Annotated in this window: 24 protein-coding genes; 15 read left to right on the plus strand and 9 right to left on the minus strand. The window is 69.1% G+C overall.

Features of this window, described 5'->3' with window-relative positions:
- Positions 1 to 60: 60 nt before the first annotated feature.
- The 6 genes from MRBLMI1x_RS11490 to lnt all read left to right on the plus strand — a co-directional run bounded on the left by MRBLMI1x_RS11490 (position 61) and on the right by lnt (position 5,928).
- A complete protein-coding gene (locus MRBLMI1x_RS11490; protein ID WP_020097249.1) occupies positions 61 to 597 on the plus strand; it encodes a ribose-5-phosphate isomerase in 537 nt (178 codons plus the stop codon).
- Positions 597 to 1,589: an Fpg/Nei family DNA glycosylase gene (locus MRBLMI1x_RS11495; RefSeq protein WP_363458871.1), complete on the plus strand. Its 993-nt coding sequence runs from the start codon at positions 597 to 599 to the stop codon at positions 1,587 to 1,589. The genes MRBLMI1x_RS11490 and MRBLMI1x_RS11495 overlap by 1 nt, the downstream gene beginning before the upstream one ends.
- 22 nt (positions 1,590 to 1,611) lie before the next feature.
- The gene (locus tag MRBLMI1x_RS11500; protein ID WP_116229072.1) at positions 1,612 to 2,265 is read left to right on the plus strand and encodes an FMN-binding negative transcriptional regulator; all 654 of its coding nucleotides are present in this window, start codon (positions 1,612 to 1,614) and stop codon (positions 2,263 to 2,265) included.
- Entirely contained in the window at positions 2,262 to 3,764 is a 1,503-nt protein-coding gene (locus MRBLMI1x_RS11505; RefSeq protein ID WP_363458873.1) for an amidohydrolase, read from the plus strand. Before MRBLMI1x_RS11500 ends, MRBLMI1x_RS11505 begins: the two co-directional genes overlap by 4 nt.
- A gap of 11 nt (positions 3,765 to 3,775) precedes the next feature.
- A complete protein-coding gene (locus MRBLMI1x_RS11510; RefSeq protein ID WP_363458875.1) occupies positions 3,776 to 4,306 on the plus strand; it encodes a gamma carbonic anhydrase family protein in 531 nt (176 codons plus the stop codon).
- Positions 4,307 to 4,374: 68 nt separating this feature from the next.
- Complete coding sequence (gene lnt / locus MRBLMI1x_RS11515) at positions 4,375 to 5,928, plus strand: apolipoprotein N-acyltransferase (protein ID WP_018187979.1); 1,554 nt, start codon at positions 4,375 to 4,377, stop codon at positions 5,926 to 5,928.
- 3 nt (positions 5,929 to 5,931) lie between these two features.
- Here the strand turns inward: lnt and MRBLMI1x_RS11520 are convergent, their stop codons facing one another.
- The 4 genes from MRBLMI1x_RS11520 to MRBLMI1x_RS11535 form a co-directional block, all read right to left on the minus strand.
- On the minus strand, positions 5,932 to 6,303 hold the full coding sequence (locus MRBLMI1x_RS11520) for an RNA polymerase-binding protein RbpA (RefSeq protein WP_018187978.1): 372 nt from the start codon (positions 6,301 to 6,303) through the stop codon (positions 5,932 to 5,934).
- A 106-nt stretch (positions 6,304 to 6,409) separates the two neighbouring features.
- Positions 6,410 to 7,183, minus strand: a complete 774-nt coding sequence (locus MRBLMI1x_RS11525) for a glycerophosphodiester phosphodiesterase family protein (RefSeq protein ID WP_363458878.1) — start codon at positions 7,181 to 7,183, stop codon at positions 6,410 to 6,412.
- Positions 7,180 to 8,142: an SPFH domain-containing protein gene (locus MRBLMI1x_RS11530; protein ID WP_311856773.1), complete on the minus strand. Its 963-nt coding sequence runs from the start codon at positions 8,140 to 8,142 to the stop codon at positions 7,180 to 7,182. Before MRBLMI1x_RS11530 ends, MRBLMI1x_RS11525 begins: the two co-directional genes overlap by 4 nt.
- Entirely contained in the window at positions 8,139 to 8,609 is a 471-nt protein-coding gene (locus tag MRBLMI1x_RS11535) for an NfeD family protein (RefSeq protein WP_018187975.1), read from the minus strand. The genes MRBLMI1x_RS11530 and MRBLMI1x_RS11535 overlap by 4 nt, the downstream gene beginning before the upstream one ends.
- A gap of 135 nt (positions 8,610 to 8,744) precedes the next feature.
- On the opposite strand from MRBLMI1x_RS11535, the gene MRBLMI1x_RS11540 reads away from it, so the two are divergent.
- A complete protein-coding gene (locus tag MRBLMI1x_RS11540; protein ID WP_363458881.1) occupies positions 8,745 to 9,506 on the plus strand; it encodes an SDR family oxidoreductase in 762 nt (253 codons plus the stop codon).
- A 16-nt stretch (positions 9,507 to 9,522) separates the two neighbouring features.
- Here the strand turns inward: MRBLMI1x_RS11540 and MRBLMI1x_RS11545 are convergent, their stop codons facing one another.
- Positions 9,523 to 10,455, minus strand: a complete 933-nt coding sequence (locus tag MRBLMI1x_RS11545; RefSeq protein ID WP_026302961.1) for an AEC family transporter — start codon at positions 10,453 to 10,455, stop codon at positions 9,523 to 9,525.
- 84 nt (positions 10,456 to 10,539) lie between these two features.
- On the opposite strand from MRBLMI1x_RS11545, the gene MRBLMI1x_RS11550 reads away from it, so the two are divergent.
- From MRBLMI1x_RS11550 to MRBLMI1x_RS11560, 3 genes are read left to right on the plus strand one after another with little or no spacing between them, the layout of a single operon-like run.
- The gene (locus MRBLMI1x_RS11550; protein ID WP_363458883.1) at positions 10,540 to 11,004 is read left to right on the plus strand and encodes a DUF2975 domain-containing protein; all 465 of its coding nucleotides are present in this window, start codon (positions 10,540 to 10,542) and stop codon (positions 11,002 to 11,004) included.
- Positions 11,004 to 11,225 carry a helix-turn-helix domain-containing protein gene (locus MRBLMI1x_RS11555; RefSeq protein WP_020097260.1) on the plus strand — a complete coding sequence of 74 codons (222 nt, stop codon included), beginning with the start codon at positions 11,004 to 11,006 and terminating at the stop codon, positions 11,223 to 11,225. Before MRBLMI1x_RS11550 ends, MRBLMI1x_RS11555 begins: the two co-directional genes overlap by 1 nt.
- Positions 11,218 to 12,240 carry a hypothetical protein gene (locus MRBLMI1x_RS11560; protein WP_363458886.1) on the plus strand — a complete coding sequence of 341 codons (1,023 nt, stop codon included), beginning with the start codon at positions 11,218 to 11,220 and terminating at the stop codon, positions 12,238 to 12,240. Before MRBLMI1x_RS11555 ends, MRBLMI1x_RS11560 begins: the two co-directional genes overlap by 8 nt.
- Before the next feature lie 302 nt (positions 12,241 to 12,542).
- Here MRBLMI1x_RS11560 and MRBLMI1x_RS11565 read toward each other — a convergent pair whose 3' ends face one another.
- On the minus strand, positions 12,543 to 13,016 hold the full coding sequence (locus MRBLMI1x_RS11565) for a hypothetical protein (RefSeq protein ID WP_363458888.1): 474 nt from the start codon (positions 13,014 to 13,016) through the stop codon (positions 12,543 to 12,545).
- Positions 13,017 to 13,056: 40 nt separating this feature from the next.
- Complete coding sequence (locus tag MRBLMI1x_RS11570; protein ID WP_363458890.1) at positions 13,057 to 14,286, minus strand: ROK family protein; 1,230 nt, start codon at positions 14,284 to 14,286, stop codon at positions 13,057 to 13,059.
- Between the two features lie 187 nt (positions 14,287 to 14,473).
- Between MRBLMI1x_RS11570 and MRBLMI1x_RS11575 the strand changes: the two genes are divergently transcribed.
- The 5 genes from MRBLMI1x_RS11575 (at position 14,474) to MRBLMI1x_RS11595 (ending at position 20,212) form a co-directional block, all read left to right on the plus strand.
- Positions 14,474 to 15,718, plus strand: a complete 1,245-nt coding sequence (locus MRBLMI1x_RS11575; RefSeq protein ID WP_018186797.1) for an ABC transporter substrate-binding protein — start codon at positions 14,474 to 14,476, stop codon at positions 15,716 to 15,718.
- 65 nt (positions 15,719 to 15,783) lie between these two features.
- The gene (locus MRBLMI1x_RS11580) at positions 15,784 to 16,722 is read left to right on the plus strand and encodes a carbohydrate ABC transporter permease (protein ID WP_018186796.1); all 939 of its coding nucleotides are present in this window, start codon (positions 15,784 to 15,786) and stop codon (positions 16,720 to 16,722) included.
- Positions 16,719 to 17,567, plus strand: a complete 849-nt coding sequence (locus tag MRBLMI1x_RS11585) for a carbohydrate ABC transporter permease (RefSeq protein WP_018186795.1) — start codon at positions 16,719 to 16,721, stop codon at positions 17,565 to 17,567. Before MRBLMI1x_RS11580 ends, MRBLMI1x_RS11585 begins: the two co-directional genes overlap by 4 nt.
- A gap of 31 nt (positions 17,568 to 17,598) precedes the next feature.
- Positions 17,599 to 18,879 (plus strand): ROK family transcriptional regulator, encoded by a 1,281-nt coding sequence (locus MRBLMI1x_RS11590; protein WP_363458893.1) that lies wholly within the window; start codon positions 17,599 to 17,601, stop codon positions 18,877 to 18,879.
- Between the two features lie 22 nt (positions 18,880 to 18,901).
- Positions 18,902 to 20,212 (plus strand): glycoside hydrolase family 27 protein, encoded by a 1,311-nt coding sequence (locus MRBLMI1x_RS11595; RefSeq protein ID WP_363458895.1) that lies wholly within the window; start codon positions 18,902 to 18,904, stop codon positions 20,210 to 20,212.
- Between the two features lie 10 nt (positions 20,213 to 20,222).
- Here MRBLMI1x_RS11595 and MRBLMI1x_RS11600 read toward each other — a convergent pair whose 3' ends face one another.
- Both MRBLMI1x_RS11600 and MRBLMI1x_RS11605 read right to left on the minus strand, forming a co-directional pair.
- Positions 20,223 to 22,475 (minus strand): beta-L-arabinofuranosidase domain-containing protein, encoded by a 2,253-nt coding sequence (locus MRBLMI1x_RS11600; RefSeq protein WP_363458897.1) that lies wholly within the window; start codon positions 22,473 to 22,475, stop codon positions 20,223 to 20,225.
- Positions 22,472 to 23,941, minus strand: coding sequence for an alpha-N-arabinofuranosidase (locus MRBLMI1x_RS11605; protein WP_363458899.1), 1,470 nt, complete (start codon positions 23,939 to 23,941; stop codon positions 22,472 to 22,474). Before MRBLMI1x_RS11605 ends, MRBLMI1x_RS11600 begins: the two co-directional genes overlap by 4 nt.
- Positions 23,942 to 23,958: the final 17 nt, after the last annotated feature.

The following is a 23,958-nucleotide window of genomic DNA, read 5'->3' on the forward strand; positions in this document are numbered from 1 at the left end:
CGTCACAGCCTACGCCGCCGTCTCGCCGGAACGTGGTACCGGCGTCCCTAGAATCGTCACATGCGCATCCACATCGCGACCGATCACGCGGGCATGGAGTTCTCGACCCGCCTGCAGCACCACCTGGCCGAGGGCGGTCACGACGTCGTCGACCACGGGCCGATCGAGTATGACCCCCTCGACGACTACCCCTCTTTCTGCATCCGTGCGGCGCAGGCCGTGGCCGAGGATCAGGCGCGCGGCGTCGAGACGCTCGGCGTCGTCTTCGGCGGCTCCGGCAACGGCGAGCAGATCGCGGCGAACAAGGTGCGCGGCATCCGTGCGGCCCTCGTCTGGAGCATCGCGACGGCCGAGCTGGCCCGCGAGCACAACGACGCGAACGTCATCGCGATCGGCGCCCGCCAGCACACGTTCGATGAGGCCGTCGGGTTCATCGATCGATTCATCGCCACACCGTTCTCGGGCGAGGAGCGCCATGCGAGGCGCATCGCCCAGCTCGCCGCGTACGAGACCGACGGCACGCTCGAGGCCGACCCTCGCGCCGTGACGCCCGACGTGCTCGACGCCTCGGAGACGTTCGACCCGGAAGCCGGCTGATGCCCGAGGGGCATTCCGTCCACCGCATCGCCCGCCAGTTCGACCGCAACTTCGTGGGGCGGCCCGTGTCCGCCTCGAGCCCTCAGGGGCGTTTCTCCGAAGGGGCTGCCGTCCTCGATGGACGCACACCGACCGAGGCGCGCGCGGTCGGCAAGCAGATGTTCCTGGCCTTCGACGAGGACGTGTGGCTGCGCGTGCACCTGGGCATCTACGGCGCGTGGGATTTCGCCGGCGAGATCCTGCTCGATCCGACGATCGCCTCGGCGAACGGACGCATGGGGCAGACGAACCAGCGCGGCGTCGACCCCGTTTACGACGCCGCCGGCGAGAACTCGCTCGCGTCCATCGGCGCGCCGCGGCGGGCCCGCGGCGCCGTCCGTATGAGCGAGCAGACCCGAGGTCTCGACGGCCAGACGGATGCCGAGTGGCCGCCGCCCGTCGTCGGCCAGGTGCGTCTGCGTCTGCTGACCGACTCGACGTGCGCGGACCTGCGCGGCCCCACCGCCTGTCAGGTGCAGACGGTCGACGAGATGCTCGCCACCGTCGCAGCTCTCGGGCCCGACCCGCTCGTCGACGACGTCGCCGAGGGCGAGGCGCGTTTCGTCGCCGCCGCGCGCCGGAAGCCCACCCCCATCGGGCAGCTGCTGATGGACCAGAAGGTCGTCAGCGGGATCGGCAACGTCTACCGCGCCGAGATGCTCTTCCGCGCGAACCTGAACCCCCACACCCCGGGCCGTGACGTCCCGGAGGAGACCCTCCGACTGCTCTGGCAGGACTGGGTGCGCCTCCTGGCCATCGGTGTCGAGACCGGTCAGATGATGACGATGGACGACCTCGACCCCGAGGCGTACCGACGCGCCATGGCGCATCGCGACGACCGCCACTGGGTCTACCACCGGGCCGGTCTGCCGTGCCGGGTGTGCGGGACGGAGATCGTCCTCGAGGAGATGGCGGCCCGCAAGCTGTACTGGTGCCCGCGGTGCCAGGCGTGACGGCGGGGGAGGGGCAGCGGCGATGAGGCAGAATCCGAGCTTCGCCATGACCGACGTGACCGAGATGCGCCGCCTCATCGACGCTCATCCGTGGGTCACGATCGTCAGCGACACCGAGGCGGGCCTCGTCGCCTCGCACTACGCCGTCCTCCTCGACCCGACGCGGGACGATCTGACGATCGTCGGCCATGTCGGGCGGCCCGACGACCTCATCCACGGACTGGGGCAGTCCGAGCTCCTCGTGATCGTCCAAGGCCCGCACGGGTACATCTCGCCCGGCTGGTACGGCGACGGCCCGGCGGTGCCGACGTGGAACTTCGTCTCGGTCCACCTCCGCGGCGTTCCCGAGATCCTGACTCCGGAGGAGAACCTCGAGGTGCTCGAACGCCTGGTCGACCGCTTCGAATCGGGGCTGCCCGAACCGCGACCGATGTGGCAGGCGCCCAACGACGAGGAGTTCGTCCGCCGGCTCGAGAAGGGCACCGTCGGCTTCCGGCTCACGCCCACTCACGTCACGGCGAAGCGCAAGCTCAGCCAGAACCGGCCGGACGAGGTGGTCGACACGATCATCGACCGACTGGATGCCGGGGCGAGCCCCTACGCGGATCCCCGGCTCGCCGACGAGATGCGCCGTTCGCGCGACGCCATGCGCCGGGCGCGTGAGGGGCAAGGATGAGTGCCGAACGGGGCGATGAGGTCGGGGTCATCGCAGGGGTCCGACTGACGGGGGCCGACCGCGTCGACCCGTTCGGTGACGACCCCGTCGACGTTCACGTGCGAGGCGGTGTGATCGCCGACATCGCGCCCGCGGGTGCCTTGCCCGCCCGCGGGACCGTCGTCGACGGCGCCGGTGGGTGGCTCCTGCCGGGCCTTCGGGATCACCACGTGCACACGGTCCAATGGGCCCTCACCGCACAGCGGACGCCGCTCGGCGACGTCGCGAGTGCTGTGGAGGCGGCATCCGTCATGGGACGCGCCCCCGTCCTCGACGACGGGCGTCGTATCGGCACCGGCTTCCGCGACGCGTTCTGGGCGGACGCCCCCACGCTCGATCTGCTCGACGCGGCGACGGGGGAGGTTCCGACCTATCTCATTAACGCCGACGTCCACAGTGTGTGGCTGAACAGCGCCGCGTTCCGCCGGGAATCGATCGCTCCCACAGCCGACGGGATCCTGCGCGAGGAACCCGCGTTCGAGATCTCCCGACGCCTCAACGACCTCGAGCCGGCAGCGGTGGATCGGTACGTGGTCGCGGCGCTCGACCGCGCGGCATCCCGCGGTGTCACCGGCATCGTCGACCTCGACATGGCGTGGAACGCGGATGCCTGGGCTCGCCGGGTCGCGGCCGGCTTCGATGCCGTGCGCGTCGCCTTCGGCGTGTACCCGGAGTTCCTCGAACGAGCCGTCGCCGAGGGACTCGCGACGGGCGATGCGCTCGATCCCCGCGGCCTCATCCGTGTGGGATCACTGAAGGTGATCACCGACGGATCGCTGGGGACCCGCACTGCGGCGTGCTCGCATCCCTACCCCGACGACCCGCACAACACGGGAGTCATGACGGTGGCACCGGAGGATCTCCGTGCCCTGATGGTGCGGGCGACCGGTGCGGGGCTGTCCTGCGCGATCCACGCGATCGGCGACGTCGCCAACTCCCACGCGCTCGACGCGTTCGCAGCCACGGGCGCGACGGGCACGATCGAGCACGCGCAGCTCGTCGCCCATGCCGACATCCCCCGGTTCGCCCGGCTGGGCGTGGGAGCGAGCGTGCAGCCGGAGCACGCGATCGACGACCGCGACCTGACCGATTCCGTCTGGTCCGCGCAGACCGCCCTGCCCTACCCGCTCCGCTCGCTCGCCGACTCCGGTGCCAACCTCCTGTTCGGTTCGGATGCCCCGGTCTCGCCGCTCGACCCCTGGGCCGCGATGGCTGCGGCGGTCCACCGCACGCGCGGGGGACGTGAGCCGTGGCGACCGGATCAGGGACTGTCTGCAGCGATCGCGCTCGCGGCATCCACCGCCGGAGGTTCGCTGACGGGGAGCGCCCTCGAGCCCGGGGGCACCGCCGACCTCGTCGTCGTCGACAAAGACCCGCTGACCGCGACGGACCCCGAGCTGCGGACGACGCGCGCGGCAGCGACGATCCTCGCCGGCCGCCTCACCCACATCGACGGCTGAGGAGCAGAACCATGACCGTGTCACCTGACGCCACTGTGATCTCCGTGGCGGGCGGCGTCCCGTCCGTCCCCGACTCGGCCTTCGTCGCCGCGGGCGCCCGCCTCGTCGGCGCCGTCTCCCTCGGGGAGCGCGCGAGCATCTGGTACAACGCCGTCCTCCGGGGCGACAGCGCGCCGATCGCGATCGGGGCGCGGAGCAATGTGCAGGACGGTGTCGCGATCCACGTCGACTCCGCGCACGGGGTGGACGTCGGAGAGGACGTCTCGATCGGCCACAACGCCGTCGTCCACGGCTGCCGCATCGGCGACGGAACGCTCGTCGGCATGGGGACGGTCGTCCTGTCCGGTGCCGACATCGGACCCGGATGCCTCATCGCCGCCGGCGCGGTGATCCTCGAGGGGACGGTCATCCCGAGCGGGTCGCTCGTGGCGGGTGTGCCCGCGCGCGTTCGACGGGACCTGACCGACGAGGAGCGCTCCGGGATCCTCCGCAACGCGGAGATCTACCTCGGTCACGCCGAGCGGCACGGTGTTGTCTCGTGACCGGGACCGTCTGGTGACCGGGGCCGTCTCCAGCCTCGCCATAGCCCGACTCATCTAGGCTTCCGTCCGTGCCCGAACGCCCCCTGCTGCCCCTGTGGCTCGCGTTGCCCGTCGCGATCGCCGGGGGAGCGGTGCTGGACCTCGCCTTCCCTGACATCGGCATCTGGCCGCTCGCGTTCGTCGGCGCCGCGCTCACGCTCGTGACCCTGATCGGCCGCTCCGCGTGGGGTTCCGTCGCCGTGGGCGCCGTGTTCGCGGCATCCTTCTACCTGCTCCACATCGCATGGATCACCCGCTACCTCGGCGCTGTCCCATGGTTCGCTCTCGCGGGGGTCGAGACGATACTCAGCGCGGTCGGAGCGATCGTCATCACGCTGTCCTACCGATGGCTGCCGCGTCTGCTCCCCGGGTCTTGGGCTCGCGTGACCTTCCTTCCGGCGCTCGTCGCCGCAGCGTGGACGGCGCGCGAGCAGTTCATGGGCTCGTGGCCCTACACCGGCTTCCCCTGGGCACGACTCGGAATGAGCCAGGCCGACAGTCCGCTCGCGGAGCTCGCGTCGTGGCTCGGTGTGAGTGGTCTCACCTTCGTGATGGTGTTCGTCGTCGCCGCTGCCATCGAAGCCGTACGCCTGCGCGTGTGGCGTCGCGTACGCCTGCTCGCACCCGCCGCCGTCGCTGCCGCCGTCCTCGTCCTCATTCCGCAGTTCCCGACGACGGATGCCGGAACCATGCGCGTCGGCGCGGTGCAGGGCAACGGACCCTCGGGCTTCTTCGACAGGCGCGAGCCCTACGACGTGTTCCGGGCCCAGCTCGCCGCGACACAGCCCCTCATCGGGAAGAAGCTCGACGTCCTGCTGTGGCCCGAGGGCGGTGTCGACGCCGACCCGCTGAACAACAGCTCCATCGCAGGAGCGTTGGACGACCTGTCCCGGGAGGTGGAGGCGCCCCTACTCGTGAATGCCGCCACCGAGCGCGACTCGCTCGTCTACAACACCTCGATGCTGTGGCAGGCAGGCCGGAAGAACCCGCTGGCGATCCACGACAAGACCCATCCCGTGCCGATGGGGGAGTACGTGCCCGATCGCTGGTTCTTCGAAGCCTTGGCGCCTGATCTCGTCGGCCTGATCACTCGCGAGTACACCCCGGGTACGAACCCGCCCTTCTTCGATGTGAACGGCGTGGGCGTCGGTTTGGCGATCTGCTTCGACGTCATCTACGACGACGTGATCTGGCAGGGTGCCCGGGACGGCGCCGAGGTGTACATGTTCCAGACGAACAACGCCGATTTCCGCGGGACCGACGAGAACGTGCAGCAGCTCGGATTCGCGCGCATGCGGGCGATCGAGACGGGCCGCGCCGTCGTCAACATCTCGACGGTGGGGACCAGTCAGGTCATCGGTCCGGACGGCTCCGTCATCGACGGCCTGGCCGCAGACACCTCCGGGGCCCTCCTGGTGGACGTCCCGCTGCGCACCGGCCTCACACCCGCCGTCGTCATCGGCCCGGCGGTGCAGTGGGTCCTCGGCTGGTCGGCCCTCCCCGTGCTGCTGCTGCTCGGCGTCCTCGTCCGCAGGCGCACGAAAGCGGCGCCGTCCGCGAAGGACGACGCCGCTGAAGTGTGAGGGTCAGGCGCTCAGTTTGCCGGAGTTCTCGCCGCGTCGGGACCGCAGGAGAGCCAGTCGCTCCTCGAGCAGCTCTTCGAGCTCGGGGATGGTGCGACGCTCCATGAGCATGTCCCAGTGGGTGCGAGCGGCCTTGTCGCCGGAGTGGTCCACCACGGCGACGGTGTCGCCGATGCGGCGGAGTGCTTCGGCTCCGCAGGTCCGGCATTCCCAGGCCTCAGGGACCTCAGCGTCTGCAGCGAAGGTGAGAACGGTCTCCCGCTCGCACTGCGTGCAGACGTAGGTGTGGTTGGTGCGCTCTACGAATACGACGCCTTCTTCGCTCTGTAGGCTCGAAGCGCCGAGACGCATGCCGCGAAGGCTGCGATCTGCCATTGTGTGGTCCTCTCGTCGTCCTCAGGTATAACGAACCCACCTGTGCGGATCATCCGAGAAGACCTCAATCGATGTGGTATTCACAGCCGACTTCCAGGCCCGGAGGTTATAGCGATTTCGCCCGTGCGGCCGCGCCGAGATCGGCTCGGTCCGTGACGATGCCGTCCACCCCGACACCGATCAGTCGTGTCATGGCGTCGGGATCGTTCACCGTCCAGACGTGGACTTCGATGCCCCTCGCATGAGCAAGATCGAGCAGCCGGCGCGTCAGGATCGGGATGCCGCGGTGGCGTTCGGGGATCTGCAGCGCGTCCACCCCGTCGAGTCGTCGCGCAGCGAGGCGGGGGAGGCGCGCCGACAGCGCGGCGAGCACGCCGGCGAGCGTCCGTGAGCCCGCCGAGGTCGCCGGCTCGCCGCCCTGCGACCGGGCGGCCACGAGGGCGACCTCACGCCGGCGATCCGAGAAGCTCGTGAGGAGGACGCGGTGGGCTTCGCGTGCGACGAGCGTGCCGACCTGGTGGGCGGCGGCATCCGCTTTCACATCGAGGTTGAATCGGGCGTCGGGGAACGCCTGAAGGACGTCGGGGAGCACCGCGAGACCGCCTCGCGTCGACATGATGTCGGTGAGCTCTCGGGTCCGTACGTCAGCGACGCGGCGGGGATCGCCGGTGACGCGGCGAAGGTCATCGTCGTGGAAGAGGACGACGTCGCCGTCCGCGGTCAGGTGGCAGTCCGACTCGAGATAGAGCGTCCCCGTCGCCCGGCCCGCCGCGAGGGCGGCGACGGAGTTCTCGGCGACGTTCTCGGAATCGGGCGGCACGAAACCGCGGTGGGCGAGGATGCGGGGGGTCGCCTCACCGAGGAACCACGGGTGGGTCATGACGTCGGAGTCGTCCCGTCTGCGGGCTTCGGCTTCGGAGCGTGCGCGTCGGAACCGCCGAAGGCGGTGCTGAACGAACTGAGGGCGTTCGTGAACTCGCTCGGGATGATCCAGAGCTTGTTCGAGGAGCTCTCGCTGATCTTCGGCAGCATCTGCAGGTACTGATAAGCGAGGAGCTTCTCGTCGGGATCACCCTTGTGGATGGCCTCGAAGACGAACTGAATCGCCTCGGCCTCGCCCTCGGCGCGGAGGACCGCGGCCTGCTTGTCGCCCTCGGCGCGCAGGATCTCGGCCTGACGTCGCCCCTCGGCCTCGAGGATCTGCGACTGCTTGGAACCTTCCGCGGTGAGGATCGCGGCGCGGCGGTCGCGCTCGGCGCGCATCTGCTTCTCCATCGAATCCTGAATAGACACCGGCGGGTCGATCGCCTTCAGCTCGACGCGCGAGACGCGGATGCCCCACTTGCCCGTCGCCTCGTCGAGGACGACGCGCAGCTGAGTGTTGATGTTGTCCCGGCTGGTCAGCGCCTCTTCGAGGTTGAGACCACCGACGACGTTGCGGAGCGTGGTCGTCGTCAGTTGCTCGACGGCGCCGAGGTAGTTGTTGATCTCGTACGTCGCTGCCCGCGCGTCGGTGACCTGGAAGTAGACGACCGTGTCGATGGAGACCACGAGGTTGTCCTCGGTGATGACCGGCTGAGGCGGGAACGAGACGACCTGCTCGCGCATGTCGACCAGCGGCAGGAGGCGGTCGATGAACGGGATGAGGAGGTTCAGTCCGGGGGACAGGGTGCGCTGGTAGCGCCCGAGTCGCTCGACCACCCCGGCGTAGGCCTGTGGGATGATCCGGATCGAGCGGAAGAGGACGACGACGACGAAGATCGCGACGACGACCAGCAACACGACGACGAAGATCTGACCGACGAAGTCACCGGCGTTGACGGTGAGGGGGATTCTCATGCGGGGTTCCCTTCTTCGGGTGCCACCACGACGGTGGCGCCGCGGACGGCGGTGACGGTGACGCGCTGACCGGGGGAGACGGATGCCGCGGCATCCGTCAATCGCGCCGTCCACGTCTCACCGTTGTCGAGCTTGACCGAGCCGTCGCCGTCGACGAAGGCCGAGACGACCCGCGCGGACATCCCGGTGAGAGCGTCCACGTTGGTCGGGATGTGCTGACTCGAGCGGTGCAACGCCCGCAGCAGGAGCGGACGAATCGTGAACAGCAACAGCGCCGAGACGGCCGCGGCCGCGAGGATCTGGAGCCACCAGACGCCACCGACGAGGTTCACTCCCAGCCCGCCGACCAGCGTGCCGGCAGCGAGCATGAGGAAGGTGAATTCGAGGGTAAGCAGCTCGATGATGACGAAGAGGACCGCGAGCACCAGCCAACCGATCCACAGGTACTGGATGAGGTCCGGGAACATCGTCGGCTCCTTCGGTGGGCGTGTCCTCGCACACTACCAACGGGCTCCCTCGCGCGGGTCGGACGCGCCGGATTGATAGGCTCGTCGAGCCCCATCCGCCTCGCGCACCCGCCGAGCACCTCGCAGGAGAGCCCCATGTCGCAGCCCGTCCCCGCCGCATCCCTGACCGGTAAGACCGCCCTGGTGACCGGGTCGTCGCGAGGCATCGGCGCCGACACGGCGCGCTATCTGGCCCAGGCGGGCGCGAACGTGGTCATCAACTTCCGCAACAAGGCTCCTCGAGCCGAGAAGCTCGCGACCGAACTGCGGGGGCTCGGCGTCGAGGTGCTCACCGTCGGCGCTGACCTGACCGATGCGGCATCCGTGTCGGAGATGGTCTCGGCGATCAAGGAGCGTTTCGGCTCGCTCGATATCCTCGTGCTGAACGCGTCCGGCGGCATGGAGGGCGGCATGGCCGAGGACTACGCCCTGACCCTGAACCGCGACGCCCAGGTGGGTGCGCTCGAGGCTGCGCTCCCGCTGATCCCGGCCGGTGGCCGCGTCGTTTTCGTCACGAGCCACCAGGCCCACTTCATCCACACGACGCCGACGATGCCCGAATACGAGCCCGTCGCCCGCTCCAAGCGTGCCGGAGAGGACGCCCTGCGCGAGCGGATCCCGGTTCTCTCCGAGAAGGGCGTCGAGTTCGTCGTCGTCTCGGGCGACATGATCGAGGGCACCATCACCGCGACGCTGTTGGAGCGCGCCAACCCCGGTGCGATCGCCGAGCGTCGCGAGAGCGCCGGCAAGCTCTACAACGTGTCGGAGTTCGCGGCCGAGGTCGCCCGCGCCGCGGTGGAGCCGATCCCCGCCGACAACACTCGCCTCATCGGCGACACGAGCTCGTTCGGCGTCTGACGGCGCCCCGGCGGGTTCAGCCGCCCGGTCGCAGGAGCAGGACCACGACGAACAGTACGGGGACGCATCCGATCGTCGTCACGAAGACGGTGTCCCGGGCGATCGTCTGCCCGATCGCGTATCGCTGCGCGTAGTTGAAGACGTTCTGCGCGGTCGGGAGCGCGGCGAGCACGGTCACGACGAGGACCTCGGCGGGGGAGAGGCCGAAGACGAATTGCGCGAGAACCCACGCCACGACGGGCATGACGAGCAGCTTCAGGCCGGCGGCGAGGAGGATGTCGCGGCGTCGTCCCGGCGTCCCCAGCACCCGCTGGCCGTGGAGTGAGATGCCGTAGCTGATCAGCAGCACGGGGACGGCGGCGCCCGCGATCAGCTCCATCGGCGCGATCACGATCTGCGGCAGCGGGATGCCGGTGGCCGAGACGATCGTGCCGAGAAGCGATCCCACCACGATGGGGTTCGTGATCGTCCGGCGCAGGATCGGCCACGGCCGCCGTCGTCCGTCCGTCGTCAGAGCTTCGAAGATCGCCATCACGACGGGTGTGAGCACGAGCAGCTGGAAGAGGATCACCGGTGCGGGGTATGCCGCGCTTCCGAGCACGTAGAGCGACAGCGGGATGCCGATGTTGTTCGAGTTGACCTGACCGGCCGAGAGGAGGCCGATGAGGATTTCGCCGGCCGGTCGCCGCCAGACGAATCGCGACACGGCGGCGAAGATGGCGAACACCGAGACGGCTGCGAGCGCCGAGACGGGCAGGAGCGCGGAGAACAGCGTCGCGACGTCGGCGCGCGCCAGCACGACGAAGAGGAGGAACGGACTCAGCACGAAGAACGTGATCCGACCGAGGACCTGGCCGCCGGTGGGACCCAGGAGGTCGATGCGTCCGATGATCCACCCGACCATGATCGCGACGCCGATGACGGCGAATCCGGTGAGCACCTCGATCATCATTCGAGCCTACGGGGAGTCACGGTTGCCCGGAGACGGGGGAGTGGCTATCGTTTTTCGATAGATGGCTATCGAAAGGCGCTCATGAGTCGTGTAACGATCCTCACCCTGCGGACGGCGCTCGCTCTGTCGTTGCTCGGGTCCTTGGCGGTGCAGATCCTGGTGCTTCCGACAATCTGGAACGACCTCGAGGCGCTGCCGACCGCATGGCGGGTGACGGTCATCGTCATCCTCGCCCTCTGGCTCGTGTGCCTGCAGGTCGTCGCGCTGTGCATCTGGCGGCTCGTGTCGATGGCTGCGGCCGACGCAGTGTTCTCGGTCGGCGCTTTCCGCTTCGTCGACGGGATCATCGCAGCGATCGCCGGCGCCGCCGTCCTCACCGGGATGCTGGCGACGATGCTGGTCCCGGGATCGGCCGCCCCCGGAGTGGTGGGGATCGTCTATGGCGCAGCTCTGGCGACCGGGGGAGTCGCGCTCGTCGTGGTCGTGATGCGGTCACTGCTGCGGAAGGCGATCGAGATGCGTTCCGAGCTCGACGAGGTCGTCTGATGCCCATCGTCGTGGACATCGATGTCATGCTCGCGCGGCGGAAGATGGCCGTGGGTGACCTGGCCGCCCGCATCGGCATCACACCGGCGAACCTCGCGGTGCTGAAGAACGGCCGGGCGAAAGCCGTCCGGTTCACGACGCTCGACGCGCTCTGCGAGGCGCTCGACTGCCAACCGGGTGACCTGCTGCGCTGGGAGCCGGCCGAGGATACGGGTGGCTGACGCACGGCGCGTGGCCGTCGGCATCCGAGTCCTCACAGCGGTGGTGGCAGTTCTCATCGCCGCAGCGATGATCGCCGTAGCGGTGTCGACGAGCGAGGAAGGCGAGGGCACGACGGTTCTCGTGGGGACGCTGGATTCGCGGCAGATCGTGGCTGTGCTCATCCTGGTGGGCGTGATCGACCTCACTGTCCTCGTCTTCAGTCTGCGAGCGACGAGGGTTGCGGGCCGCGTTGGAGTGATCGTGGCGAGGGTCGCGGCAACCGGAGCGGTGCTCGTCGCGGGCGCAGGTGTGTTCCTGGCGACGTTCCCGACCACCATCGTGTCGCCGCTCATCGACGATGACGGATGCGACACCGGTTACCTCGTCCGCGAGGAGAACCACTGGCTGTCGAGCTCGAGCTCCCTGTACCGCATGGACGGTCTCGTTGCGACCGGCGTGGCGACGATCTCGAACGCGGATGGCGGGATGCCGTTCCACGAGGGCGCGTACGGCGCCTCGGAAGAGGACGGAACTCTGCGGGTGTCGGCTGCCTCCGCGGGCAGTGGTGTCGTCGAGACGGTGACCGTGCCTGAGCTGACGGGGCACGTGCCGGAGTGCGGGCTGAAGCGTCCGACGTATCAGGCGGATCGTCCGTCGCCGACGCCGACTGCGCCGGCACCCGTCAGTCTGGAACGCGCCGAGGCGGAACTGGAGCGCATGTACGCAGCGACACTCGCTGCGGTTCCCGGAGCCGTTGGCACGGACGGCCGCGCCGTGGCGTCGTCCGCGCCGACACGGACGACATGCGATCGGGGCGCCGCGCAATCGGCACTGACGTTCTCGCTCACAACCGAGGACAACGCGGCGTCACTGGAGAAGATCCTCGCGACGTGGGATGCCGCCGGGTACGAGGTCGATCGTGCGATCCAGACGGACATCCGCTTCGATCCGATCACGACGGTCACCCTGCGCATCGCCGATCGTTCAACGATCGACGGAACGATCCACGGGACGATCACCACGGGATGCCTCTGAACCAGATGAGTCATCCGATAATGTACATTATGTCAACTCGGCGACGGGCGACGACGCAGGTGCTCCCCGGCCAGAGGATGGACGGGTGACCGACCGACGAAGCGACGATCGCGAGATCGACGTATCGGACGTTCGCGCGGCCGCGTCGATATTTTGGCCGGAGTGGGACTGGACGGCGGCGCTCGTGACGCACGGTGCCTTCCATCAGATCGCGCTTCATCCGGAAGATCTCGTCGTCCGTGTCGCGATCGGACGGGATGCCGCTGCGCGTACGGCTCGCGAGCGGCTCACAACCCGAGGATCTAGCCTGGGTTCCCGTTGAGGACACGCTGCAGGTAGTCCTGGAACCTCTCGAATCCGCCTTCGAGGGCGAGGGCCAGTTCCGCCGCGCTGCCGACCACGACCGCGTCGTCAGGATCGGGGAAGTCATCACCGTCGTGGATGCCGGCGATGCCGAGGTAGGTGGGATCGCCCTGCGGATTGGCGATCATCAACCTCCCCGCTGTGCACAGGTCGAACACGAAGGCGCACTCCGACGAGCTGAGGGTCGCGTGCGGGAGTGTTCCGGTGACCGGCTCAGGCTGGTCGAGGACGTCCAGGGCCAGGTCGCTCCGGGCCCCGTCGAAGGACATCGCGGCACCGTCCGCAGAGAACAGCCCGCTGCCGTCGGAGTGCACCGACAATCCACGTGCATCGAGGAACGCGGCCAGGCCGTCCCGGTCGGCGTCGCCGAGATCGCCGCGGTCGATCGGGTAGAAGCTCAGGGAGAAGCCCATGTCCTCAGTATGGCCGGCCGCACGCCGGTTCGACCGGCGCTCACAGGGCGAGCGGAAGACGCGTCGTCGAGAGGCCGACGTCGCCGAGGAAACGCTCGAACGCCAGCGTCGCCATCCCGATGGCGACCGAACTCCCCCGCACCGTCGACACCCCGAGTTCCCGCGGCGTGGTCGCGCCGATTGGTGCCCGGCGCTGCAATTCGCGCTTCGTGGGCTCGACCAGGTCATCGCCGAGCGTCCACGCGGTCCAGCCCGTCAGCATCATCACCTCGGGATCGATGATCGAGGCCAGGTCGCCGAGCGCCGCCCCGAGGTAATGGGCTGTGCGCGCCAATACGTCGTCGATGACCGGGTCTCCCCCGGCCCGGCGGTGCGCCTGTGCCAATCCGTCGATGAACTCGCGCTGCGGGACGACGGCGAGCTCGTGATCGGGAGCGATCTCCCGAAGGGTGACCTGGATGCCGGGTGCCCCCACGTACGCTTCGACGCATCCCCGGCGACCGCAACGGCAGGTGCGCCCATCGAGGACGAGAACGGCGTGACCCCACTCCCCTGCGCTGTGCGTCGCGCCCCGCAGGATCTTCCCCTCGAGCACGATGCCCGCTCCGACACCCGTGCCGAGGTTGGCGATCACCATCGAGGCCGCGGTGCGGCCCCGCCCGAACCAGAGTTCGGCCGTGGCGATGGCTTTCAGCGGGTTCTCCACGACGAGCGGAAGACCGATGCGCTCACGCAGCTGGCGGAGCACCTCGACGTTACGCGCGGCCCAGCGGGGGGCAACGGCGTCCGCCGACTCCTCCGCACTGATGAGGCCGGGCAGGGCGATGCCGGCGCCGAGGACACGGTCGCGGTCGATCGCCGTCTCGCGAAGAGCCGTGTCGACGGCACGGACGATGGTCTCGGTCACGCTGCTCGCCGACGGAAGGGACTCGTCCATCGGGACCTCGACGGAGCCGATCTCCTCGAGGCTCGCGTCGAACACGATCGCGCGGACGTACGTCTCGGCGACGTCGATCCCGAGGATGCGGCCGCGGTCACCGTTCACCCGCAGCATCGTCGTCGGTCGTCCGGCACCGAGTGCCGAGCTGCCGGCATCCACCACCAGGCCCTCGCCGCGGAGCTCCTGAACGATGGTCGCGACGGTGGCGACGCTCAGCCCCGTCGTCTGGGCGAGCTCGTTACGCGTCGAGGTTCCCGCCGAGAGCAGACCGTGCAGGACGTCGAGACGCGACTCGCTGCGGATGTCGCGCGACGATCTCTTCCCGACCACTGTCTCTTCTCTCCGGCATCCCCACGACCTACGCGACTGCCTGCATGAATACTGCCAGAGCCGAACCGATTCTGGATCAGGGGTAGACCACCCCTTCTTTTAAGCGTTAGATTAAGGGCGATCGGTGCGACGGCGGACCGATCGGATACCCGTATCGCCGTCACCATCCCGCAGAGAGGCGAGAAGGATGACATCACCCAAGCGACGCAAGCTCGCAATCACAGCAGCACTCCTCAGCGCATCCGCGCTGTTGATCTCCGGATGCTCGAGCGGCGCGGGCGGCGGTGCGGACGGCCCGATCACGCAGTTCTACCACCAGTACGGCGAAGACGGCGTCCAGGATGCCGTCAACCGCTGGGCGGACGATTACAAGGACGCCAAGATCGACCTCCAGTGGGTCGAGGGCGACTACGCGCAGCGCGTCAACGCCCTGCTCGCATCGGGCCGCGGGGTCGACCTGTTCGAGTACAACGCGATCAACGTCGAGGCGGCCCGACAGGGGCAGTACGCAGATCTCACGGACATCGTCGAGCCTGTCAAGGACGACATCCTCCCGATCGCCCTCAAGCCCGTCACGATCGACGGCAAGTACTACGGCATCCCGATGATCACCGATGCCCAGCTCTTCGTCTACCGGCCCTCCATGTTCAAGGAAGCCGGCATCGAGGTCCCCACGACGTGGGACGAGCTCGTCGAGGCGGCCAAGAAGCTCACGAACGCCGACCACAAGGGCCTGTTCCTCGGCAACGACGGTGGCGCGGGCATCCTCGCCGCCAACCTGCCGCCGGCAGCCCCCGGCGGCATCATCAACGACGAGAACACGAAGGTCTCGCTCGACTCGCCCCAGCTCGCCGACGCGCTGACCTCGGCTCACGATCTCTACGACTCGGGCTCGCTCCTGATGGGCGCACCGACCGACTGGTGGGACCCGACGTCCTTCATCGCCGGTGATGTCGCGATCAGCTGGCAGGGCCTGTGGGCGATCCCCGCCCTCAAGAAGGCGCTCGGCGACGACGTGGGCGCATTCGCGGTCCCGGCGCTCGAAGGCGGACAGCCCATCGTGGGCGTCTCGCAGTGGAACGAGATGGTCGCCGGCAAGTCGGGCAAGATCGAGAAGGCGAAGGAGATCGCCAAGAAGCAGTGGATCGACGACACAGACTGGCAGATCGAGTTCAGCACCAAGTACGGATTCCACATCCCGCCGCTGAAGTCCGCGCGCGAGCAGGCCAAGAGCCTCGGTGACGGCATCGCGAAGGACATCGTCGACCTGACCACGGAGTACGGCTGGACCGGCGGCCCGTACTACACGCCCGCGATGAGCACAGCGCTCACCGACGCGGTCAACCGCATCGTCGTCGAAGGCGCGGACGCGAAGTCCGAGCTGGCTGCGGCTCAGACCACGATGCAGGGCATGCTGGACGCACTCCAGTGACTCAGCTCAACACTCCGGTGGCCCGGGTCTCAGACCCGGGCCACCGGCCCACTCCCCCGCCGTCCGTGCCGCGACGCCGGCGTCCGATCCGAGGCACCCGGCGTGCCTTCTGGCTCTTCGTCAGCCCGTTCTTCCTCGGCCTACTGATCTTCAGCATCATCGCGCTGTTCTGGGGTTTCTATCTCAGCTTCACGCGCGCCGTTGCGACCATCACGCCGACCGACTTCGTCGGCTTCGACAACTACGTCTCGCTGCTGACCGACCCGAGCTTCCTGTCATCGCTCCTGTCGTTCACCGTGTTCGCGGTGCTTGTCGTGCCGACCACCCTCATCGTCTCGCTGGTCCTCGCGATGCTGGTGGCGAACCTCCCGGTCGCCCGCGCCTTCTTCCGATCCGTCTTCTTCCTGCCGACGGCGTTCTCGTACGTCATCGCGTCCTTGATCTGGAAGCTCGGCATCTTCAGCGGATCGACCTCCTCCGTCGCCAACTCGGTGCTCTCCTCGCTCGGGCTGCCGACGGTGGATGCCTGGCTGACGCAGTCGCCCTACTACTGGGTCGTCATCGTGAGCGTCCGCCTGTGGCTGCAGGTCGGTTTCTACATGCTGCTGTTCATCGCCGGCCTCCAGCGGATCCCCGAGACGCTGTACGAAGCCGCGGCGATCGACGGCCTGTCCCGCGGACCCCGGCGATTCTTCGCGATCACGTGGCCCCAGCTCCGCCCCACCACGGCGGCCGTCATGCTCCTCCTGCTGGTGGCGGCGTTCCAGGCGTTCGACGAGTTCTACAACCTCGTACGGACGATCCCCTCGGTCCGACCACCCCTCCTCTACATCTACAACCTCTCGTTCCAGCAACTCGACTACGGCAAGGGTTCCGCGGGTGCGTTCGTCGTCACGGCGATCGTCGTCCTCGTCGCCCTCCTGCAGTCGCGCTTCTTCGGATTCGGTGCCGCTGACGAGACGAAAGCGCCGCGCCGCGGTGCCCGGAAGGGACGCGCCTCATGAGTGTCGTCGGAAACCCCGTCCGCCGGAGGGTCGAACTGACCTTCCGCTACGCGGTCCTCATCGTCCTCGCACTGCTGTTCCTGATGCCGCTGTACGTCATGGTCAAGACCGCGGTCTCGCAGCCCGAGGACGTCACCTCCAAGACGTTCGTGTGGTGGCCCACGAACCCCAACTGGGGCAAGTTCGCGGAGATCTTCGCCGACGAGCGCTTCGGACAGTCCCTCGTGACCTCGGCGATCATGGCCGTGTCGATGACCGTGGGGCAGATCATCATCGGCGCCCTCGCGGGGTACGGGCTCGCCCGCATCCCGAACCGCGCCTCGAAGCCGCTCCTGGCGCTGACCGTGACGATGCTCCTCATCCCGAGCGCCACCACGTTCCTCCCGAACTACCTGATCGTCTCGTGGCTCGGATGGACCGAGAGTCTGCAGGGCATCGTCATCCCGACGCTGTTCACGGCGTTCAACGTCTTCCTCTTCCGACAGTTCTTCATCTCGTTCCCGAGGGAACTGGAAGAGGCCGGCAAGCTCGACGGTCTCGGATACATCGGCACCTTCGTGCGCGTGGTGCTGCCCAACTCGCTCGCTTTCGCCGCGGCCCTCACCGTTCTCGGCTTCCTCGGCGCATGGAACGCGTTCCTCTGGCCACTCGTGGTCGCCGGTACGGGATTCGGCGCGCTCACTGTGCAGGTCTACCTGTCGTCGTTCATCACAGCGCAGACCTTCGACTACACCGGGTTGTTCGCCGCGGGCTTCCTCGCCTCCATCCCCGTCCTGCTCGTCTTCATCCTGCTGCAGCGGTGGCTGCTGCGCGGTGTCGCGGAGACAGGCCTCGGGGGCGCCTGAGCCCCGCTCGGGTCAGAGACCTGTGACGACCATGACCCGTACTCGATCCTCGAGTGAGATCCGCGACGCCTCCCGGCGCGAGATCGTCCGCGCACTCGTCGTGCAGGGGACGGCCACGCGGACCGAACTCGCGCACACGACGGGACTCAGCGCCGCGACGGTGTCGAACCTGGTCGCGGAGCTAAGGGAGGCCGGGTTCATCGCGGATGCCGGGACCGACAGCGCCGGCACCGGTCGACCGACGACGGTGCTGCGGATCGACGGCGAGGGAGGCTCCTTCCTCGGGATCGACCTCGCCGAGACCTACGTCCGTGCCGTCGTGTTCGACGCCGCCGTGACGGAGATCGGCGCCGCGAACGTCGAGATCGATGAAGAGTGGGTGTCCGTCGACAGCGTGGCCGATGCTCTCCTGCGTGCCGTCGACCTGGCGCTCGAGAGAGGCGGCCGCGCGCCGAGCGACATCCTCGGGGTGGGCCTCGGCCTGCCCGGTCTCCTGTCGACGGACCGCACCGGCACCGTGGCGACGCCCGGATGGGCGGCGCACGTGCGCCGATTGGAGGACCGCGTGCGCCCACGCCTCCCGGGACCCCTGGTAACGGCGAACCCCCTGCAGGCCGTGGGACATTCGGAGATCTGGTTCGGCGCTGCTCGCGGGCGCTCGAGCGCTGTCGTCGTGAATCTCGGCACGGGCGTCGGTGCAGGCATCATCGTCGAAGGGCGGGTCCTCCGCGGTGCGACGCATACGGCGGGCGAATGGGGCCACACGGTCCTCGAGCTCGACGGGCGCTTATGCCGTTGTGGCCGCCGGGGGTGCGTCGAAGCGTACGTGGGGGTGCCCGGCATCCGTCACACCCTCAGCGAGGTGGATCCCGATCACGCGCTCCTGCAGCTCCACCAACGGGAGTTCATCGAGGGGCTCCGCGACGCGGTGGGCCATCCCCCCGTCGCCGAGACGCTCGCGCGGACCGCGCGGTACCTGGGCATCGCCCTGTCGGACATCGTCGCGGTGCTCAATCCGGAGGTCATGACCCTCACCGGTTGGACCGCGTGGGCGCTCGGAGACGCGCTGCTGCCGGCCGCGCGGATCGCCCTCGCCGAGCGTGCTCCAGAACTGACCGCCGCGCGTCTCGATCTCGGAGTGTCACCGGTCCAGGTCAACAGCGTCGCGACGGGGATGGCCGTGCTCGCTTTCGAGAACCACCTCGACTCGAGCGCTCTCGCCCGCCGCGTGCGGTCGCGTCCCGGTCCGCGAGTGGAACCGCCCGGTCCTCCACCGACCGCCTCATCCGCCCCTCAGCCCGTCGCGGGCTGAGGACGAACCCGACAGGAGTCACATGGTCCTCGCACGCCCGGATCGCCCGCCGATGGGATGGAACAGCTGGGACTGCTTCGGCACGACGGTCACCGAAGCGGAGGTGCTCGCGAACGCCCGCTTCATGGCGGAGCACCTGCGGGACGCCGGGTGGGACACCGTCGTCGTCGACGCGGACTGGGCGGATCCCGACGCCCGTTCCCACGGCTACAACGATGACGCCCGGCTGCACATCGATGAGCACGGGCGCCTCCTGCCCGACCCGGCGCGCTTCCCCTCCTCATCGGGCGGCGCGGGGTTCGGACCGCTCGCCGCGCAGATACACGCGCTCGGTCTGAAGTTCGGACTGCACGTCATGCGCGGCATCCCTCGTCGCGCGATGGCGGAAGGCCTGCTGCTGCACGGCACCTCGACCCCGCTGTCGGCGATCGCCGACTCCGCGAACGACTGCGAGTGGAACCCCCATTTCGTGGGCATCGATCATGCCCATCCGGATGCCGCGGCCTACTACCGTTCGACCGTCGCCCTCTACGACGCGTGGGGTGTCGACCTCATCAAGGCCGACGACATGCTCTGGCCCTACCAGGAGGAGGACATCTCGGCCTACAGCGCGGCAGTGGAGTCCGCCGAGCGCGAGATCATCCTCAGCCTCTCCCCCGGCCGCGACCTGTCCGCGGCTCACCGCGAGCATCTCGCCGAGCACGCGAGCATGTGGCGCATCTGCGATGACGTGTGGGACCGGTGGGAGGATGTCGCAGACAACCTCGGACGCATGGCACGGTGGGCGCCGCATGCGCGCCGGGGTGCCTGGCCGGATGCCGACATGCTGCCGCTCGGCCGCATCGGGATCCGTGCCGAGCGCGGCGAGCCACGAGACGATGCGCTCACCCCCGCCGAGCGGCGGAGCCTGCTGACACTCTGGACGATCGCCCGCTCGCCGCTCATGTTCGGGGGCGACCTGCCCTCGACCGAGCCCGAGACGATCTCACTCCTGCAGAGCCCCGCCCTGGTCGACCTGCTGACGCGAGCGGAATCGTCCGGGGAGATCCGACGCGAGAACGGCCTCGTCCTCTGGCGCGCGATCGGCGGCGCGACGACGTGGATCGCGGCGGTCAACATCACCGGCTCCGCATTGACGGCGACCTTGGACACGCGGGACCTCGGACTCGGCCCCGCGCCCAGGTCGATCGTCGACGTGTGGACGGATGCGACCGTGCCCACGCGCCCGGGTCGGAGAGGAGACGAGACCGTGCGCGGCGTCGCGCCGGACTCGACCGCCGTCGACCTCCGCCTCGACGCGCACGCGTGCGCGTTCTGGCGTCACGACGCCTGACGGCCGTCGGTCAGGCGACCGCCGCGCTCATCAGGCGGGCTTCGGTGAGGCGCGGAGTGCCCTCGCCTGCCCCGTCCACCACGACGACCCAGCGAGACCGCCCGTCCGCGTAGGCGGCGAGGTCGATCTCCATGCCGTCGCCGTCGCCGGCGTCGATGATGCGATCGATCACGACGTCGTCCCCGATCCCGACGATCATTCGCCGGCCGACCGCATCCGCGAGCCAGGAGACACGCAAGGTCGCCGCCGACGCACTCCAGTCCTGCAGGACGAACGTCGACGGACCGAGAAACCTCCGCCAGTGCACCGCGTCGTATCCGGACTTCGTGCCGGCCAACGTCAGGGCGTGATCGGATTCCGGCTGCTGCTGACCGAACGTCACCGCGTCGATCGTGCGGGAGTCGAGCTCGTCGGCGCGTGCGTCCTCGGCGAGGAGCGCGGTGAGGCGGGTCGCGGCATCCCCGTCTGACGCGAACGGGAAGGCGAGGATGTAGCGATCATCGTGCAGAGAGGCGAAAGGTTCGAGGACGATCTCGCGCCGGGTCGGGGTCGCCGGCAGCACGACGACGCGGCCTCCGGATCGGTCCGCCGACCGCACGTCTTCGGGTGTCAGGATCGGCGCCGCTGCGAGCGGGAGCAGCGCCCCGCGGGCGATGTGGCCCATGCGGGCGTCCGTCGCGAGCGGGTCGACGGCGGGATGAGGCAGACGCTCGGCGAGCACGCGAGGCCCGTCGACGAGAGTCGCCCACCCGGATCCGTCGGGGGCCGCCTCGACGCGGAGCACAGGCGGCAGCGTGAGCCGGACCGTTGTGCGGTCGGTCCACGTGCGATCGATGCGGAACCAGCCATCGGGCGCCGGCCGGTACGCGGTGCCGTCGACCAGGGCCTCCGCCGTCCAGGCATCCACCCCCTCCGGCAGACGGATCCGCAGAACGAAGGCGCGCGGAGTCGGCACGCTCACGTGGATGCTCGCGTCGTCCCAGAACGGACGGTCGGTCTCGGTCTCGACGACGACGTCCTCGACTCGGGCGCGTGCACCGACGAGGAGGTTCACGTCGACACGCCCGGGAGCCTGCGCGAATGCCGCGGCGGCGAACCGGGCAGGAGCCTCGAGACCGGTGCCCATACAGCACCAGAATCCCGTCTCGCGTCGGGAGTAGACGCGATGGTGGCCCGGCCGGTGCGACGTGAAGTACACGATGCCGCCGTGGTCGGGATGCTGCGCCGAGAGCACGTGCGCGCTGAGGGCGCGGTCGATGTAGGCGAGGTGCTCGGCGCCGCCGTCGAGCTGGTGGAGCTCACGGGCGAGTTCGACCATGTTCACCGTGTTGCACGTCTCGGGGCCCTCGCGCGCCGTGAACATGGTCGACCAATCGTCGCGCGGCGGGAAGTGCTCGCGCACGCTGTTCCCGCCGATCGAGGTCGTCCGGTGCCGCGTGACGCTCTCCCAGAAGGTCCGGGCCGCGGCGGCGAACTGCTCGCCCCAGCCGAGTCCGGCGAGGACGGCGTGTCCGACGACGATCGGGATCTGCGCGTTGGCGTGCAGTCCGTCCAACGGATCACGCCCCGCCGCGAGCGGCTCCCACAGGGCGCGGACGGCGAGACGGACGGCGAGCCCGCCCGGGCGCTCGTCGTCGGTGAACTGCGACCATCGACCAAGGGATGCCGCCAGGCCACCGGATTCGGTCCGGAGGACCATCTCGACGTCGGCGTCTCCGAGTGGTGCGAACACCCGCAGCCACCACTCGACGAACTCCGCCGCAACGGTCCGTCCGAGCGCGGAGTCGGCGTACACCGCGGCGTCGATGACACCCGTCAGCGTCTTGTGGAGGTTGTACAGCGGCACCCACCGCCCGTCGAGATCGAACGTCTGCGCGTCGATCCGTCCGTTCTCGATCTCGCTCCAGAGGGCGACGCCGTCCGGCACGCCCCCGACGTAACCCGTGCCGTGAGCGACCTGGCAGTCGCGGAGCCCGGTGAGCAGCAGCTCGAGACGCTCGCGTGCGGCGGCCGACCCGCCGGCCGCGTGCGCCGACAGCGCACTGAGGACGTGCCCGAGCGTGTGCCCGTCGAGTCCCTCCGACTCCCAGCCGCCGTATCCCGGACCCGTCGCCAGCCCCGCCTCCCGGCGGAACGGCGCGAGCAGCCGCTCGGGGTCGAGGTCCAGCGCCGTCCGCAGAGCGCGCTGCTGCGCGGCGGCGAACGGACCGTTCGTCAGTGCGACGGCGGCGAGCGGCAGCAGCTCGGCTGCCGTCTCGCTCATCCGGCTGCCCGCACCCGCACCGTCACGATGCTGCGCGGCGGCAGCGCGAGACGGAGGTCGGTGCCCGCCACGACGGTTCCGTCGAAGTCGACCGGGGCGACGGCATCCGGTTCGTCGAAGGTGTTGTGAGCGGATGCCGCCGCGTGCAGGATCCGGGCGCTCACGACCTCGCCGATCCGCTCGGGCAGCCGCAGTGCGAGCTCGGCCTCGGTCTCGAGGTCCCAGTTGACGGCGCTGACGGTGTAGACGCCGTCCTTGACGCTGACGGTGTGGTCGAGGTGCGCTCCGCCACGACCGCCCGAGCGCCCGCCGTCGTCGACGGTCTCGACGAAATCGGCGTCCTGGTGGTCGATGTACATGCCGAACGCGTGGAACGTCGGGGTCTTCAGCAGGCGCGGGCCGTCGGTGAGGAGCATCGCTTGGAGGACGTTCACCATCTGCGCGATGTTCGTCATCCGGACGCGGGCGGCGTGACGGTGGAAGATGTGGAAGTTCACCGCCGCGACCATCGCGTCGCGCATCGTGTTCTGCTGGAACAGGAAGCCCGGGTTCGTCCCCCGCTCGACGTCGTACCAGGTGCCCCACTCGTCGACGAACAGGCCGACGCGGCGCGCCGGGTCGTGCCGGTCCATGATCTCGCCGTGACGGCGCAGGAGCGTGTCCATCTGCCGCGTGCGGTGCATCGTGTCGTACCAGGCGGCGTCGTCGAAGCTCAGCGCGGCGCCCTTCACGTCCCACTCCCCCGTCGGGAGCGTGTAGTAGTGGAGGCTGAGCGCGTCCATGTGCCCGGCGGCGCGCGCCATGAGGACGTCCGTCCACTCGTAGTCGTCGGCGTTCGCACCGCACGCGACCTTCGCGACGTGGCTGTCCCCGTAGTCGCGCACGAACGTCTGGTACTGGCGGTAGAGGTTCGCGTAGTGGAGAGGGAGCATGTTGCCGCCGCATCCCCAGCTCTCGTTTCCGACCCCGAAGAACTGCAGCTTCCACGGCTGGTCGCGCCCGTGCGCACGGCGGAGTTCGGCCATCGGGGTGTGCTTGTCGAGGGTCATGTACTCGACCCAGTCCTGCATCTCGGCCACCGAGCCGCTGCCGACGTTGCCGTTGACGTAGGCCTCGGCGTCGAGCTGGTGGAGGAGCTCGAAGTACTCGTGGGTGCCGAAGGTGTTCGGGTCGACGACACCGCCCCAATGCGTGTTGACCATCGCGCGACGCTGCTCGGTGGGCCCGACGCCCCCGAGCCAGTGGTATTCGTCGGCGAAGCAGCCGCCGGGCCAGCGGACGACGGGCACCTTGATCTCGCGGAGGGCCGCGATCGCGTCGGTGCGCAGACCGTTCTTGTGCGGGATCTCGTCCTGCTCGCCGACCCACAGGCCCTCGTAGATGCCGCGACCGAGGTGCTCGGCGAACTGGCCGTAGATGCGTCGGTCGATGCGGTGGGCGCGGGTCGTCGCGGTGATGAGGCTCATTCGGTTCTCTCCATCGA

It is taken from the genome of Microbacterium sp. LMI1x-1-1.1, from assembly GCF_040676205.1.
GTDB classification, from domain to species: Bacteria; Actinomycetota; Actinomycetes; order Actinomycetales; family Microbacteriaceae; genus Microbacterium; species Microbacterium aquilitoris.

What these genes read in the sequence shown, in the direction of transcription:
- MRBLMI1x_RS11550 (WP_363458883.1), top strand. Translation starts at nt 10,540, where the DNA reads ATGAGTCGTGTAACGATCCTCACCCTGCGGACGGCGCTCGCTCTGTCG.
- MRBLMI1x_RS11510 (WP_363458875.1), top strand. Translation starts at nt 3,776, where the DNA reads ATGACCGTGTCACCTGACGCCACTGTGATCTCCGTGGCGGGCGGCGTC.
- MRBLMI1x_RS11495 (WP_363458871.1), top strand. Translation starts at nt 597, where the DNA reads ATGCCCGAGGGGCATTCCGTCCACCGCATCGCCCGCCAGTTCGACCGC.
- MRBLMI1x_RS11595 (WP_363458895.1), top strand. Translation starts at nt 18,902, where the DNA reads ATGGTCCTCGCACGCCCGGATCGCCCGCCGATGGGATGGAACAGCTGG.
- MRBLMI1x_RS11540 (WP_363458881.1), top strand. Translation starts at nt 8,745, where the DNA reads ATGTCGCAGCCCGTCCCCGCCGCATCCCTGACCGGTAAGACCGCCCTG.
- MRBLMI1x_RS11500 (WP_116229072.1), top strand. Translation starts at nt 1,612, where the DNA reads ATGAGGCAGAATCCGAGCTTCGCCATGACCGACGTGACCGAGATGCGC.
- MRBLMI1x_RS11520 (WP_018187978.1), bottom strand. Translation starts at nt 6,303, where the DNA reads ATGGCAGATCGCAGCCTTCGCGGCATGCGTCTCGGCGCTTCGAGCCTA.
- MRBLMI1x_RS11585 (WP_018186795.1), top strand. Translation starts at nt 16,719, where the DNA reads ATGAGTGTCGTCGGAAACCCCGTCCGCCGGAGGGTCGAACTGACCTTC.
- MRBLMI1x_RS11590 (WP_363458893.1), top strand. Translation starts at nt 17,599, where the DNA reads ATGACCCGTACTCGATCCTCGAGTGAGATCCGCGACGCCTCCCGGCGC.
- MRBLMI1x_RS11555 (WP_020097260.1), top strand. Translation starts at nt 11,004, where the DNA reads ATGCCCATCGTCGTGGACATCGATGTCATGCTCGCGCGGCGGAAGATG.
- MRBLMI1x_RS11545 (WP_026302961.1), bottom strand. Translation starts at nt 10,455, where the DNA reads ATGATCGAGGTGCTCACCGGATTCGCCGTCATCGGCGTCGCGATCATG.
- MRBLMI1x_RS11530 (WP_311856773.1), bottom strand. Translation starts at nt 8,142, where the DNA reads ATGAGAATCCCCCTCACCGTCAACGCCGGTGACTTCGTCGGTCAGATC.
- MRBLMI1x_RS11535 (WP_018187975.1), bottom strand. Translation starts at nt 8,609, where the DNA reads ATGTTCCCGGACCTCATCCAGTACCTGTGGATCGGTTGGCTGGTGCTC.
- MRBLMI1x_RS11525 (WP_363458878.1), bottom strand. Translation starts at nt 7,183, where the DNA reads ATGACCCACCCGTGGTTCCTCGGTGAGGCGACCCCCCGCATCCTCGCC.
- MRBLMI1x_RS11565 (WP_363458888.1), bottom strand. Translation starts at nt 13,016, where the DNA reads ATGGGCTTCTCCCTGAGCTTCTACCCGATCGACCGCGGCGATCTCGGC.
- MRBLMI1x_RS11600 (WP_363458897.1), bottom strand. Translation starts at nt 22,475, where the DNA reads ATGAGCGAGACGGCAGCCGAGCTGCTGCCGCTCGCCGCCGTCGCACTG.
- MRBLMI1x_RS11505 (WP_363458873.1), top strand. Translation starts at nt 2,262, where the DNA reads ATGAGTGCCGAACGGGGCGATGAGGTCGGGGTCATCGCAGGGGTCCGA.
- MRBLMI1x_RS11575 (WP_018186797.1), top strand. Translation starts at nt 14,474, where the DNA reads ATGACATCACCCAAGCGACGCAAGCTCGCAATCACAGCAGCACTCCTC.
- MRBLMI1x_RS11605 (WP_363458899.1), bottom strand. Translation starts at nt 23,941, where the DNA reads ATGAGCCTCATCACCGCGACGACCCGCGCCCACCGCATCGACCGACGC.
- MRBLMI1x_RS11490 (WP_020097249.1), top strand. Translation starts at nt 61, where the DNA reads ATGCGCATCCACATCGCGACCGATCACGCGGGCATGGAGTTCTCGACC.